Genomic DNA, 14,665 nt, shown 5'->3' with positions numbered 1-14,665 from the left:
AATTAGAATCATGGATGATAATAAAGAACTGACACGGGAAAAACTAAATCTACCCAATGCCGGCAAAAAGCTACTTTTACACTCTTGCTGTGCCCCTTGTGCAGGTGAAGTAATGGAGGCGTTGATTTACTCCGATATTGATTTCACGGTTTATTTTTATAACCCGAATATCCATCCACGTAAAGAATACGATATCCGCAAAGATGAAAATATTCGTTTTGCTGAAAAGCACAACATTCCATTTATTGATGCAGATTATGATGTAGATAATTGGTTTAATCTCGCAAAGGGGATGGAACACGAGCCCGAACGAGGTGTACGCTGTACGATGTGTTTTGATATGCGTTTCGAAAAAACAGCGGCTTATGCTGCTGCGAATGGATTTGACGTTATATCGAGTTCATTGGGGATATCGCGTTGGAAAAATATGGAACAAATCAATGACTGCGGACTTCGCGCAGCATCCCGCTATCCGGACATGGATTACTGGACATTCAATTGGCGAAAAAAAGGCGGATCTGCTCGCATGCTGGAGATCAGCAAAAAAGAAAAATTCTATATGCAGGAATATTGCGGTTGTGCCTATTCCCTTCGCGACACGAATAAATGGCGCATGACAAGTGGTCGGGAGAAAATAGAATTGGGCACAAAATATTACGGAGACGAGGAATAAAAAAGTATTTTCATAAAAACATTGCAAAATATAGTTAAAAAGATTAATTTTGCAGGCTCAAATACAAGATGGTGAAGTATCTAAAACAATACAGAATACCTTTTTCAGGCTTAACTGCAGGGAAGCACGATTTTGAATTTGAAATAGATGATAAGTTCTTTGATTGCTACGAGCATTCACTAGTAAAAAATGGGGACCTAAAGGTTCTGGTTCAGTTCCAGAAACAAGAAACCATGTTAATTGTGAACTTTAGTATCGAAGGAACGATAAAGTTGACATGTGATGTTTGCCTTAATGAATTTGATTCGCCGCTACAATTTACCGAGCGTTTGATTGTCAAATTTGTGAATGAAGAATGGGATAATGACACGGAGGAGGTGCTTGTGTTATCTAAGACAGATTATGAATTGGATATAGCAGGTCTTTTATACGAGTACATTAATGTTAGAGTCCCTTATTACACCAAGTGTAGCGAGCAAGGTATAAATCTTACTTGTGACGCAGAAATGCTATCAAAAATTAGCAATAGCAGTCAGGAAAACGAATCATCAACTGAAGAAGAGAAAATAGACCCTCGTTGGGCAGCATTAAAGAATATTAAGAACAATTAAAAAACAAAATACGAGATGGCACATCCAAAGCGTAAGACTTCTAAATCGAGAAGAGACAAAAGAAGAACACATTATAAGGCAGAAGCACCTACATTAACAGTGTGTAAAGAAACTGGAGCAGTCCACTTACCTCACCGCGCGTATACTGTAGATGGCAATTTATACTACAACGGTAAATTAATTATAGAAAATACTGCAGTTGTCTAAAGTATATCTTTAAAAAATTAAACATCCCAAATAAGCGTAAAATTTGAATTTTATGCTTTACTTTGGGATGTTTTTTGCGTATTATTGATTTAGATAAATAATAACGAATGAAGATTGGTTTAGACGTATTTGGAGGAGATTATGCTCCCGATGCTACAGTATTAGGCGCTATAGAAGCGCAGAAATCACTCGACAAAGACCAACAGATTGTGTTGTTTGGCGACGAGGCTGATATCAAAAAGCGTATTGAAGAGACTGGAGGAGATTCATCTTTATTTGATTACGTACATGCTCCGGAGGTAATATCCATGCACGAACATCCTACAAAAGCAATCTCTCAGAAACCAAACTCCAGCATCTCGAAAGGCTTCGAGTTTCTGAAAGAAGGTAAAATCGATTCTTTTGCTTCGGCAGGTAACACTGGCGCTATGCTCGTCGGATCGATGTTCAGCGTAAAAACTATACCCGGGGTGATACGTCCTGCTATTGCGACGAATGTACCCAAATTAAAAAGCGGCTTCGGCATTTTACTTGACGTGGGAGCCAACGCAGATTGCAAACCAGAAATGTTAAATCAATTTGCCATACTAGGAAGTCTTTACTCCGAATATGTATATGGTGTACCAAACCCAAAGGTGGGTCTTCTAAACATCGGCGAAGAAGAAGAAAAAGGCAACAATCTAACAATATCAACCTATCCATTACTTAAATCAAATCCCAAAATTAATTTCATAGGCAACGCCGAAGGTCGAGACCTCTTTACCGATCATGCAGATGTATATGTATGCGATGGTTACACGGGCAATGTCGTTTTAAAACTTGCTGAGTCATTTTATGTAGTGACCTTAAAGAAGGGAATTAAAGATGATTTTTTTGATAGGTTCAACTATGAACAGTATGGAGGGAGTCCGGTATTAGGTGTAAACGCCCCTGTGATAATAGGGCACGGCATATCTACCCCTGAGGCTATTAAAAATATGGTATTACTATCAAAAGACATGATCGTTTCAAAATTTATTGACAAAATCAGGTCTGCATTCAATTAAAAACATATGTCTAAAGTTCATGCGGCTATTACCGCTGTAAATGGTTATGTACCGGATTATATTCTGACCAACAAAGAGTTGGAATCAATGGTAGAAACGAATGACGAATGGATTGTCAGTCGTACGGGCATCAAAGAGCGTCGTCTTTTAAAAGGGGAAGGTTTAGCCACTTCTGATTTGGCTGTTCCCGCCGTAAAAGGACTTTTAGAAAAACGAGGTATTTCCGCAGAAGATATTGAACTGATCATTTTCTGTACCAGTACCCCCGACATGCTTTTCCCTGCTACGGCCAACATTCTGGCAGACAAAATCGGGGCAAAAAATGCATGGGGTTATGACCTGCAGGCAGCCTGTTCCGGTTTTCTTTTCGGTCTGACTACAGGTGCGCAATTCATCGAATCCGGTAAACATAAAAAAGTACTTGTAGTAGGTGCGGATAAAATGTCTTCTGTCGTAAATTATACCGACCGTAACACCTGTATTTTATTTGGTGATGGATGTGGTGCCGTGTTATTGGAACCAGACACTGAAGGGAATGGCCTTCAAGACTCGCTTTTAAAAACAGATGGTTCAGGTGGACAGTTTCTCAACATAAAGGGTGGTGGTTCATTACATCCAGCTTCGCATCAAACCGTTGAAGCCGGACTACACTATGCGTATCAAGAAGGTCGTACCGTATTCAAGTTCGCTGTTACAAATATGGCCGAGGTAGCAGCCGAAGTGATGGAGAGAAACAACTTAACTTCTAAAGATATAGCCTGGTTAGTTCCACATCAAGCGAATAAGCGCATCATCAACGCGACAGCAGAGCGTGTTGGCTTACCGGAAGAAAAAGTAATGATAAATATCCATAAATATGGAAATACAACAAGCGCTACTATCCCTATGTGTCTATGGGAATGGGAAGATAAATTAAAAAAAGGAGACAATTTGATATTGGCTGCTTTTGGTGGAGGATTCACCTGGGGGTCAGTTTACTTAAAATGGGCTTATTAAGCCAATCTTTTTTATTATATTCCGTTTATAATTTACAGCGGAGAAACGAGCTTGAAAGCTCACGGAACGTGAACTGATAAATTTGAAATTATATTCAACTCAATTATAATTTGTATATAAAAGCAAATTTATCTAAGTTTAACAGCTAATTTTTTACAAAACATTAAATCAAACCCTTCCAATATGAGTATGGATATCAAACAAATTCAAGATCTGATCAAATTTGTATCAAAATCAGGTGTGAATGAAGTATCAATTGAAGAAAAGGATTTCAAGATAACAATAAAAACCAACCAGGAACCTACCTACGTAACAGCTTCTGCCCCTACCGTAGCCCCTGTTGTAGCGGCAGCTCCTGCGGCGGTAACTCCGCCAACAGCTAGTGCGCCAGTAGTCGCAGTCAACGAAGAAGCAGGCTTTATTACGATAAAGTCTCCAATGATTGGTACATTTTACCGTTCGTCAGGCCCAGACAAAGCATCTTTCGTAAACGTTGGCGATGAAATTGCACCTGGGAAAGTCTTGTGCATTGTAGAAGCAATGAAATTATTTAATGAAATTGAATCGGAAGTTTCTGGAAAAATCGTCAAGATTTTAGTTAACGATGCAGAACCTGTTGAATACGATCAACCTTTATTTTTAGTTGATCCAAGATAATATTAGTTGCAATTCATTATCAACTAAATTTTAGTCACACGAAGTAATTTGTCAATAGGTTACCTCATTTATTCCTTATGTTTAAAAAAATATTAATAGCTAATAGAGGAGAGATTGCCCTACGTATCATCCGCACATGTCGCGAGATGGGTATTAAAAGTGTAGCGGTGTATTCCACTGCTGATAGAGACAGCCTTCACGTCCGCTTTGCAGATGAAGCCGTTTGTATCGGCCCTCCGGCGAGTAAAGATTCGTATCTAAGTATCCCTAATATTATTGCTGCTGCAGAATTAACAAATGCAGACGCAATCCACCCAGGTTATGGATTTCTATCCGAAAACGCTAAATTTTCTGCTATCTGTGCCGAATATGGAATTAAGTTCATTGGTGCCACTGCTGAACAGATTGAAAAAATGGGTGATAAATCTTCCGCTAAGGAGACCATGAAATTAGCAGGAGTACCTACCATACCTGGATCAGACGGACTAGTTCCTAATGTAAAGACTGGTATTGTGATCGCAAATGAAATCGGATACCCCGTAATTTTAAAAGCTACCGCTGGAGGGGGCGGACGTGGTATGCGAATCGTATGGAAGGACGAGGAATTTGAACCCGCTTGGGATTCGGCTCGTCAGGAAGCAGGGGCCGCGTTTGGCAACGATGGAATATACCTTGAAAAATTTGTTGAGGATCCGCGTCATATTGAAATACAGGTAATTGGAGATCAATACGGCAAAGTATGCCACCTATCTGAAAGAGATTGTTCTATTCAACGTCGCCATCAAAAGCTGGTTGAAGAAGCTCCCTCCCCATTCATTACAACAGATTTACGTGCCCGTATGGGCGAAGCCGCTATAAAAGGGGCGCAAGCCGTGAATTATGAAGGAGCTGGTACCATAGAATTTTTAGTCGATAAGCACCGGAATTTCTACTTTATGGAAATGAATACCCGAATTCAGGTAGAGCATCCTGTTACCGAAGAAGTAATCAACTTTGATTTAATCAAGGAACAAATCAAAGTCGCTGCGGGTATTCCAATTTCTGGAAAAAGCTATGAACCAACCATGCATGCTATTGAGTGTCGTATCAATGCAGAAGATCCATTTAACAATTTCCGTCCGTCTCCGGGTAAGATTACAAATTTCCACTCACCGGGTGGACATGGCGTGCGCATAGATACACACGTATATGCAGGATATACTATCCCTTCAAATTACGATTCAATGATCGCAAAACTGATCTGCGTTGCACAAACACGTGAGGAAGCAATCAACACGATGGAACGTGCACTTAGCGAGTTTGTTATCGAAGGTGTAAAGACCACTATACCGCTGCATTTAAGATTAATGCGCGATCCAAATTTTAGAGCAGGTAATTTCACGACTAAATTTATGGAAACGTTTGATTTGACGGCTTATCCCGACGAAGATTAAGCGTAAAAATTTTGTTTTCCGATTAAAAAATACCATTCTTATGTCAAAGAATGGTATTTTTGTTTTCCATAGCACATAAGTATGTCAAGTAGTAAAAAATTAATAGACGCAATAAAAGATAAAGGGAAGAACATTGAAACGGAGATGTCCTTTTTCGAACATATAGAGGTACTCCGTTGGCACATAATTCGATCTGTGATTGCCATTACCGTTTTTGCAATTCTAGCGTTCACATTTTATGATTTTGTCTTCAATGACATCATTATGGGGCCAAAGAACCTTGATTTTTGGACCTACCGAATGATGTGTAAATTGGGAGCGCTTTTGAATCTGGATGGCTTTTGTGTAGAACGCATTCCTTTTAACATCATTAATACGGAGCTGGCAGGTCAATTTATGCTACAGATCAATTCCTGTCTGTTGATGGCCGTAGCGCTGGGATTTCCCTATTTACTCTTCGAAGTCTGGCTTTTTGTAAAACCAGCTCTTACCGGAGTCGAAAGAAAATCAGCTAGTGGTTTCGTTTTCTACGCGACACTATTATTTGTTGTAGGCGCTTTATTCGGTTATTATATCGTTGTACCGCTTTCGGTCAACTTTCTGGCTAACATTTCATTAAGTTCTGAAATCACCAATCAAATTACAATCGATTCCTATTTATCGACTATCGCCACCTTAACACTCGGCTGCGGGGTGATATTTTTATTGCCTATCTTGATTTTTATCCTATCCAAATTAGGATTAATGACACCACAGTTTATGCGTGCGAGTAGACGTTATGCCATTGTCATTATCTTAGTAATAGCTGCTATCATCACCCCTACTGCGGATGTGATTACACTCTTAACAGTGAGCGCGCCTATGTTTATTCTATATGAAATAAGTATAATGGTATCGGCGAATGTGCTCCGGAAAAAGGAACTAAAAGAAAAAGAATTTTATAACAGTTAACACATAAATACCATGAAAATTGCTATTGGAAGTGACCATGCAGGATTTGATTATAAAGAACCTCTCGTAAACATATTGAAAGAACTAGGTCATGATGTGGAAGATTTTGGCCCAGCAACCGCGGATTCTGTGGATTACCCAGATTTTGCACATCCTGTAGCTTCAAGTGTAGAAGATGGGAAAAGCCAATTTGGCGTGCTGATTTGCGGAAGTGCAAACGGCGTAGCTATCACAGCCAATAAGCATCAGGGAATACGTGCAGCTATCGCATGGCAAAAGGAAATTTCTGTTTTAGCCCGTTTGCACAATGATGCTAATATCATTTGTATACCCGCTCGCTTTATTGATCTTGATCTAGCAAAGGAAATTGTAAAAGCTTTCCTAACGACTGATTTTGAAGGTGGTAGGCATGCCAACCGTGTAAATAAGATTTCTTGTTCTTAACGTAAAAACATGAAGCGATTATTATCTCTTTTATTCATAATTCCTGCTGTATATAGCTGTAGCATCGCACAAGATACGCAACAAAAATACGCAGATCTGATCACGGTAGAAAGTTCTAAAAAGCACTTGACCACTTTAAGTTCTGTTGAATTTGAAGGCCGTGGTACAGGCCAAAAAGGCGGAAGAAAGGCCGCGGAATATATTGCAGCAGAATATAAATCCTATGGGCTCACAGCTCCCGTTAATGGCTCCTATTATCAGCCGGTGGCCTTACAACAGGTAGCCTACCAAGTCGAACACTTTAACATCGACGGTGAAACCTGGATAAACGGAAAAGATTTCTATGTACAGGGAGATCATGATTTTCAAGATTTCGCCGCCGGGGAGATTATTTTTGTTGGCTATGGTATACAGCACGCAAATTACGACGAACTCAAGGGAATAGACGTAAAAGGAAAAGTAGTATTGCTGATTAACGAAGGTGAACCCACCGACGAATCGAAAAAATCCCATATCACCAAGGAAAGTTATCAATCAGAATGGTCTTCAAGTCGTTTTAAAAGAATTCAGGAGCTAACCAAGCTGCAGCCAGCTGCGATATTTTCAACAAGTTCTCAAGTCGCAGAAATGCTATCAAGGATGAAAGGCAGATTAACAGGAGGACGTGTGATGCTCGGAAATGGGGATAACACGAACAGAAATATCACGCAAGCCATTCCTGTTATTAACATTTCGTTAGCTACAGCAAATAAATTGCTGGCTAAAGCGAATACATCCATCGACAAATTTAAAGAAGAGACCAATAAATCATTCAAACCTACCACGCAACAGATTAGTGTTCCTTTCGCGGCTTCTATGGGCGTGAAGGTGGAAAAATTGAATGACCCCAATGTGTTAGGACTGCTAGAAGGTACGGATCTAAAAGAAGAAATTATTGTTATTTCAGGGCATTATGATCACGATGGCATCCTCCCTGATGGCACCATTTTTCCAGGAGCCGATGATAACGGCTCAGGAACCGTAGGTGTACTGGAATTAGCAAGAGCTTTTTCTCAAGCTAAAAAAGAAGGCAAAGGTCCGAGGAGAAGTATCCTTTTCATCGGGCTTGCTGCAGAGGAAAAAGGACTTTTGGGCTCGAAGTATTATACTGAAAACCCTATATTTCCACTGGCCAACACCGTGGCTTGCCTCAACTTAGATATGATAGGCCGTATCGACGACAAGCACCTAGGCGGAAATCACAACTATATACATGCAATAGGTACGGATAAATTAAGTTCAGAATTAAAACAGATCACAGAAGCTGCCAATAGAGCACACACTCAAATGGAGATTGATTTCACATATGATGATCCAAAAGATCCCATGCGCTTGTACTATCGATCGGATCATTACAATTTCGCATTAAACGGAATCCCTTCCGCGTTTTTCTTTTCAGGATTACACCCAGATTATCATACACCTAATGACACCGTAGATAAGATTGATTTCCCGATGATGGTAAAACGCGAAAAACTTATCTTCCATATCACTTGGGAAATCGCACACCGTGCCCAGCGATTAGCTCTAGATAACAATAAAGAATAAAGGCTGACAACCTGCCATTGCAAACGCTCCTGATTACCAGTCAGGAGCGTTTGTCGTTTCCCCCCTTTTGTTCCCTTAAAATTAACATTTTGTTAATACTATTTCTTAAAAAGTGTTAATAATAGGCAACAAGACAGTCTTTCGCTTTGATTATTACGAATAAATCGTAATATTTATGCTCAACTTAATTATATAACTTAAATGAGACTCTGTTTACTTGTATGCCTACTTCTCTGCAGCGCTTCGACGTTTGCCCAAAACAAAGGAAAAGTAAAGGGCACTTTATACTCTTCTGAAAAGGAAGCGCTGGAGAAAGCCACCGTCGCAATATTAAACGCTCAGGACTCTACTGTCCTATCTTATTCATTGTCCAACGAAAATGGAAAATTTAGCTTCATTAAATTACCGATTCATCAAGATTTGATCCTGTATATCAGTCATATCAATGCGACTGCAGAATATCTAAATTTCGATCTGCAAGATGAAGCCGAATATGATTTTAAAGACATTACGCTAGCGCCCAAAAGTTTGGAAGAAGTCGTCATCGAGATGACTCCCCCTATACGGATGAATAAAGATACCTTAGAATACAATGCGAAGTATTTTAAAACCCGTCCAAATGCGAATGTAGAAGAATTATTGCAAAAATTACCCGGTCTTCAGGTCAATTTAGACGGGTCGATTTACTACCAAGGAAAAGCAGTGCAGTCTGTCCGCCTGAATAATAAAGATTTCTTCAACGAAGATATGACGATCGCAACGCGGAACCTGGATGCCTCCATGATCGACAAAGTGCAGGTATTCCGCGAGAAAGGTGAGAGCAAGCAGGTCGTATTGGACGATTCTGACCTTCCTGTTATCATCAACCTAAAAACGAAACGAGAATTCGTAAAAGCTCAGTTCGGCAAGTTCTATGCAGGTGGAGGTACGCGCGATCGGTATGAAGCAGGAGCCTTGGTAAACACCTTTCGGGATACCCTCCAAATTAGTTTTATCGGATATGCCAATAACCTGAGCCGTAAAGGGTTTGATTACAGCGAACTCAGCCAACAGGGAGGATTTGGAAGAGCAGAGAACAATTCGTCCTCCTATTCCTTTTACGGAGGATTACAGAATAATGTCTCTGGGGCAGTAAACATCAATTACGATATTGCCAAAAAACTGAAGACCAACTTTTTATATTCTTTTGAACAACAAAACGATTATACGAGGGATGAAGGTAGCAGTCAGAGTTTTTATAATGACACGACTATTAGCAGCACAAATTTTTCCAACGCGACTTATAAGAACTACACACACAAAATAAGGGCGTTTGCACGTTACCATATCGATACCACATCATTTATTTCCTATGATCTAAATCTGAATTTAAATAAAAGAACTTCGGATAGACGCAATGAATACAGCAGTTTCCAAAATGAATCTACGCCTGTACGAGAGGGCAAAGGGGATAATAATAGCTTAAATAATTCGCCTTCGTTGCGGCATAACTTCAGATATGAGAAGCGATTTTCAAACAAATGGGTGCTATCCCTTAGCAATGATTTAAATGTACGCGATAATAAAGGGGATCAAAATGACATTTCTTATGGACGCTATTATCTCTTCGGTGACAGTATTATCGATCAACACGTTAATGAAATCAGTCGTTCGAATACGCAGCGGATCGGGAACACGCTAAATCTTCAGATTCCGTTCAAAAAATTATTTACCACCGATATTTATGCCAAATATAATATTGAGATAGAAGACCAGATAGAGGATATCTATTCCAAGTTAAATAGCGACGAATTCGAAGATAAAGAAGACATCACCAATGACAAAAAAATGAATGCACATGCTGCTTTTTTTGGAACGAAGGTCAATTATAGAATTTCCAAAAGAATTAGGGGATCGATTGGTGCTGAGTGGCTTAACATGGACCGTCGTTATGACTATTATGGAAAAAATGAAGATATCCAAAAAAACCAAAGTTATTGGCTTCCGAACCTCTCCTTGAATGTATATGACCTGAATCTTGCCTATTCGAAAGCTATAAACCTCCCTTCTTTTTACCAGTTTATTGCTGTAGATTCCGACCTCCATCCAACCAGGTTATCCTATGCAAGTCCCTATTTTGACAACGAGATCCAGGACAACTTGCGCATCCAATATTTCAAGCATTTTCAGAAATTAAAGCTTAATCTTTCTTTTTATGGAAACTATACCCTAGTTGACAAATCAATTGGTTATAATAATCTCTATGATCCAGAAAACTCATTCTCCACCTCACAGTATTATCAGGCAGATGGTTTAGATCGATTCAGCCTGGGGGGAAATTTCCGTAAAGAAATCATTCAAAATAAGATATGGAATATGTACGTCAATGGCAATTACAATCTTTATAACTATCCTTCCATTGGCATAACAAATGGAATAGAAAACAAGAGTAAAAATACGACTGTGTCAGGAAACCAAACACTGAATATCTCCTGGAAGAATAAAGTGTCGCTAAGCCCTAGCTACAATTTCAATGTATCAAAAACCACAAATTCATCCGACGCCAGCAGCTTCAGAGATATACAAACAACTACGCACGATTTCGGCGCAGGGTTACGATTAAGCGATATCCATAAAATAACCTTCGAGACCTCCTATAATATAAAAAATCAGCCTTCTAGTATTGATAATGCACGCACGAATATTCACCTAGTAAATGCATCTGTTTACTATCCTGTAATGGGCAAAGGAGAATTGAAATTAACGGTTTTCGATCTATTGAACCAGAATCAGAATGTTTACCGGTATAGTAGCAGCAACTACATTGGATATGGCGAGCAGCTCACGCAAAAACAATATTTCATGCTTGGATTTGTTTACAAATTCCTAACTTCATCCGACAAAAACAAAAAGTAAATTGTATTGTTTTTTACACATTAGTCTATACATAAACTATGGCATTCTTAGATTATTATAATGTACTGGGGCTAGATAAATCAGCTTCGCAGGATGATATTAAAAAGGCTTACCGAAAGCTGGCACGTAAGTACCATCCCGATCTGAATCCTAATGATGATGAGGCCAAGAAAAAATTTCAGGAAATAAACGAGGCAAACGAAGTCCTTACGGATCCCGAGAAGCGGAAGAAATATGATCAATATGGCGAAAATTGGAAACACGGAGATGAGTACCAAAAAGCCCAGCAGCAGTATTCGCGCCAGGGACGAGGAGGCACGCAGAATCCATTTGGCGGATTTGACTATAGTGGCAATTATGATACGGGAGAGTATTCTGATTTTTTTGAACAGATGTTCGGTTCCCGTTTCGGGGGTGGCCGCAAAAGTGCCTTCCGCGGGCAAGATCTAAATGCCGAAGTCAACCTTTCCTTGAAAGAAGCTTCGACTACGCACCAACGGACCTTTACCGTCAACGGGAGAAGCATTCGCATTACTATTCCAGCGGGCCTTCAAAATGGCCAGAAAATACGCTTAAAAGGTCAAGGAACAGAAGGTGCAAATGGTGGTCCCAGAGGGGATTTATATATCACATTCACGATTGCAGCGGATCCGCGATTCCAGCGTAAGGGAAATGACCTCTATACTAAATTAGAACTCGATTTATACACGGCACTACTAGGTGGCAATGCGCTGGTAAATTTACTGAATGGGCAGATCAATGTAAAAATAAAACCCGAAACCCAAAATGGAACCAAAATTCGCCTCAAAGAGAAAGGCTTTCCTATTTACAAACAGGAGGGGAAATTTGGCGATTTCTACGCAGAAATAAACATCAAGAACCCTACGAACCTCAGCGAGGAAGAGAAAAATCTATTCCAGCAATTGAGCGATTTAAGAAAATAAAATCATGGAAAGAACACTGGTGAAAATAATAGATGTCTGCCGGTCCTATAGGATTGAAAGCACGTTTGTCCGGGATCTGCATGAAAACGGCCTGATAGAATTAGTTTCTGTAGAAGAAGAAGAATTTATAGATGAAGAAGAGCTTGGCCAGTTGGAACAGTATTCCACCTGGCACTATGATCTGGAATTAAATTTGCAGGGAATTGAAGTTGTTCGGCATCTGTTAAATCGTATCGAACAACTTCAATTCGAACTCCGTAAGCTCGAGGACCACACCAAATAAATTAGCTTCACTATTGTTGCTGTTGTTGCTGTTGTTGTGTTTCGAGATAACGCTGATACAAATTTGATTTTTCAACTTGTTCATCCGTTGTCACGCTCACATAAGCAGGTTCAATGGGATCCGCCGTTTTTTCTTTTGTCTTTTCATTTGTTATAATGACAGATACTGCCAATGTATGTGCAGAAGGTCCTTTGTATGTCCCTTTTACCGGTGTACAATCTTTAAAATCACGTCCATAAGCTATTTTAATATGTCGATCACTAACCCAGCAATTGTTGGTAGGATCGATACCTCGCCAGCCAATAGATGGAATATAAACTTCTACCCAGGCATGTGTAGCACCCTCGCCTCTCATCTCACTGTTGCTCGGACAAATATATCCCGAAATATAACGGGATGGTATATCCTGCATACGCAACATGGTAATCAGTAAATGTGCAAAATCCTGACACACTCCCGCCCGAAGTTTCCAGATTTCATCTACCGTACTCTCTACCGTCGTTACGCCCTGCCGATAGGTGAAATTCGTATAGATATATGTCGACAACATACGAACAACATCGACAATATGCATCTCCTTTATAACATAGTCGTCAAAAATCGCATTAACCTCCGCTTTGCAATTAATATTTTCTAGATAGAGAAAATCAATATACGGAAATTCCCATTTTTTAAGTTCGAGATCAGCCCATTGCTCCACTACTGAAATCTCCGCAATAGGCTCTGTAGAAGCAAAGGTCACTACCTCCATATCCGCTCTTATTTCTAGCGAACGGTGAGGACCAACTAGCGTAAATACGCCTACTTCATTACCAAAGTAATCCGAAAAAACATCGATATTCACATTAGGAATCACAGAAATCTGGTGCTTTAATATCTGCTGCATATCATCAGACTTCGGAGATAATATAAATTGATTGGCACTATCGGTCACATCCGACGGATATACATATCGAGTTAGGTGCACGACGCTATATTTTGACATTACTGTAATTGCTAAATTGTTAAAAATTATCTTATTATCCCGAAATAGTCGCTATTAATAACTTTAGATAAGTTGTAGTAATTACGTTGAACCGTATTCAGGAACTGTATTTTATGATCTATATGTTCTGGTAGCTGATTGTATTTAATAAAAGAGAATGATTTTCCGATCTCAAAATGAAGCCCCTTCGTATGTAGAGCCACTCCCTCCTGTTCCATGAAACTAGCAAACGATTCAATCTGGTCCCAGTTGTAAAATAGTGAATTTGGAAAATTATTCTTATAGAGTATTTGATTAAGTACCGACTGAGGTTCAAGACTACCCACATTTTCACTCAGGTACGTTTCATAACCATTCAACGCGATCAGCAAATACCGCCAGCGCTGATCTTCTTCGTGCCCTTCCGTATGGATGTTTTGCTCGAGTTCTGTTTTTAACAAGTCAACGATCTGCAATCCACGTTCCATCAATTTTCCCAAACTCAGGAAACAATAAGCCTCTCCCCTGTTCATCGAACTATCAATAACGCCATAATAGTACATGGTCTGTTTGATAAGCTGATCCAGCACACTGATGGGATCAAAGATTAGTTGTTGACTCAATTGACTATCCCGTACCAAATGATAGTAATCATTCAAGGACTGCCACAATTCCCGATTGATATGATCCTGAGCACTGCGCGCATTTTCACGGGCACGAAAAACATTGTTCAGGATCGAAAAATTAGAATTACTATCAAAAATCAATGTTTTCAAAATGGTGTAACTAGACATATTTTCAGCCTCTCTAATACCGAATTGATGTGCAGTTTGCTCCCAAGATCGTACAGGCAGACCATCTTGATGCGCAATATACAAGGTCTTCAACACCCTCAGGCTTATATTTGTCCGCTCCATATAACGGCTCATCCAAAAAAGATTTTCGGCCACTCGACTTAACATATGTTTTAAAGT

The 14,665-nt window shown here is 39.7% G+C and carries 15 protein-coding genes; 13 read left to right on the top strand and 2 right to left on the bottom strand.

What is annotated here, in order from left to right; all coding sequences use genetic code 11:
* Window positions 1-10 precede the first annotated feature (10 nt).
* The 13 genes from FAZ19_RS05190 to FAZ19_RS05130 all read left to right on the top strand — a co-directional run bounded on the left by FAZ19_RS05190 (window position 11) and on the right by FAZ19_RS05130 (window position 12,727).
* Window positions 11-673 carry an epoxyqueuosine reductase QueH gene (locus tag FAZ19_RS05190; protein ID WP_136819613.1) on the top strand — a complete coding sequence of 221 codons (663 nt, stop codon included), beginning with the start codon at window positions 11-13 and terminating at the stop codon, window positions 671-673.
* A 68-nt stretch (window positions 674-741) separates the two neighbouring features.
* Window positions 742-1,284, top strand: a complete 543-nt coding sequence (locus FAZ19_RS05185) for a YceD family protein (RefSeq protein ID WP_229707234.1) — start codon at window positions 742-744, stop codon at window positions 1,282-1,284.
* Between the two features lie 15 nt (window positions 1,285-1,299).
* Window positions 1,300-1,491 carry a 50S ribosomal protein L32 gene (gene rpmF / locus FAZ19_RS05180; RefSeq protein WP_136819611.1) on the top strand — a complete coding sequence of 64 codons (192 nt, stop codon included), beginning with the start codon at window positions 1,300-1,302 and terminating at the stop codon, window positions 1,489-1,491.
* A gap of 107 nt (window positions 1,492-1,598) precedes the next feature.
* Window positions 1,599-2,537, top strand: coding sequence for a phosphate acyltransferase PlsX (gene plsX, locus FAZ19_RS05175; protein ID WP_136819608.1), 939 nt, complete (start codon window positions 1,599-1,601; stop codon window positions 2,535-2,537).
* A gap of 6 nt (window positions 2,538-2,543) precedes the next feature.
* Entirely contained in the window at window positions 2,544-3,533 is a 990-nt protein-coding gene (locus FAZ19_RS05170; protein ID WP_136819606.1) for a beta-ketoacyl-ACP synthase III, read from the top strand.
* A gap of 183 nt (window positions 3,534-3,716) precedes the next feature.
* Window positions 3,717-4,190 (top strand): acetyl-CoA carboxylase biotin carboxyl carrier protein, encoded by a 474-nt coding sequence (gene accB / locus FAZ19_RS05165; protein ID WP_136819603.1) that lies wholly within the window; start codon window positions 3,717-3,719, stop codon window positions 4,188-4,190.
* 77 nt (window positions 4,191-4,267) lie between these two features.
* Window positions 4,268-5,623 (top strand): acetyl-CoA carboxylase biotin carboxylase subunit, encoded by a 1,356-nt coding sequence (gene accC, locus FAZ19_RS05160; RefSeq protein ID WP_136819600.1) that lies wholly within the window; start codon window positions 4,268-4,270, stop codon window positions 5,621-5,623.
* A gap of 81 nt (window positions 5,624-5,704) precedes the next feature.
* Window positions 5,705-6,574, top strand: a complete 870-nt coding sequence (gene tatC, locus FAZ19_RS05155) for a twin-arginine translocase subunit TatC (RefSeq protein ID WP_136819599.1) — start codon at window positions 5,705-5,707, stop codon at window positions 6,572-6,574.
* A gap of 12 nt (window positions 6,575-6,586) precedes the next feature.
* Window positions 6,587-7,018 carry a ribose 5-phosphate isomerase B gene (rpiB, locus tag FAZ19_RS05150; RefSeq protein WP_188876057.1) on the top strand — a complete coding sequence of 144 codons (432 nt, stop codon included), beginning with the start codon at window positions 6,587-6,589 and terminating at the stop codon, window positions 7,016-7,018.
* Between the two features lie 9 nt (window positions 7,019-7,027).
* Entirely contained in the window at window positions 7,028-8,605 is a 1,578-nt protein-coding gene (locus FAZ19_RS05145) for a M28 family peptidase (RefSeq protein ID WP_136819594.1), read from the top strand.
* 201 nt (window positions 8,606-8,806) lie between these two features.
* Window positions 8,807-11,500 (top strand): TonB-dependent receptor, encoded by a 2,694-nt coding sequence (locus tag FAZ19_RS05140; RefSeq protein ID WP_136819591.1) that lies wholly within the window; start codon window positions 8,807-8,809, stop codon window positions 11,498-11,500.
* Window positions 11,501-11,538: 38 nt separating this feature from the next.
* A complete protein-coding gene (locus FAZ19_RS05135) occupies window positions 11,539-12,444 on the top strand; it encodes a DnaJ C-terminal domain-containing protein (protein ID WP_136819588.1) in 906 nt (301 codons plus the stop codon).
* 4 nt (window positions 12,445-12,448) lie between these two features.
* Window positions 12,449-12,727: a chaperone modulator CbpM gene (locus FAZ19_RS05130; RefSeq protein WP_136819586.1), complete on the top strand. Its 279-nt coding sequence runs from the start codon at window positions 12,449-12,451 to the stop codon at window positions 12,725-12,727.
* Window positions 12,728-12,737: 10 nt separating this feature from the next.
* Here the strand turns inward: FAZ19_RS05130 and FAZ19_RS05125 are convergent, their stop codons facing one another.
* Window positions 12,738-13,712: a transglutaminase family protein gene (locus FAZ19_RS05125; protein ID WP_136819583.1), complete on the bottom strand. Its 975-nt coding sequence runs from the start codon at window positions 13,710-13,712 to the stop codon at window positions 12,738-12,740.
* Window positions 13,713-13,738: 26 nt separating this feature from the next.
* Complete coding sequence (locus FAZ19_RS05120; RefSeq protein ID WP_136819581.1) at window positions 13,739-14,653, bottom strand: alpha-E domain-containing protein; 915 nt, start codon at window positions 14,651-14,653, stop codon at window positions 13,739-13,741.
* Window positions 14,654-14,665 lie beyond the last annotated feature (12 nt).

This window comes from Sphingobacterium alkalisoli, from assembly GCF_005049105.1.
In the GTDB taxonomy this organism is placed as follows: domain Bacteria; phylum Bacteroidota; class Bacteroidia; order Sphingobacteriales; family Sphingobacteriaceae; genus Sphingobacterium; species Sphingobacterium alkalisoli.
Note: the sequence above shows the minus strand (reverse complement) of the source record. Positions and strands in the feature narration are given on the sequence as shown.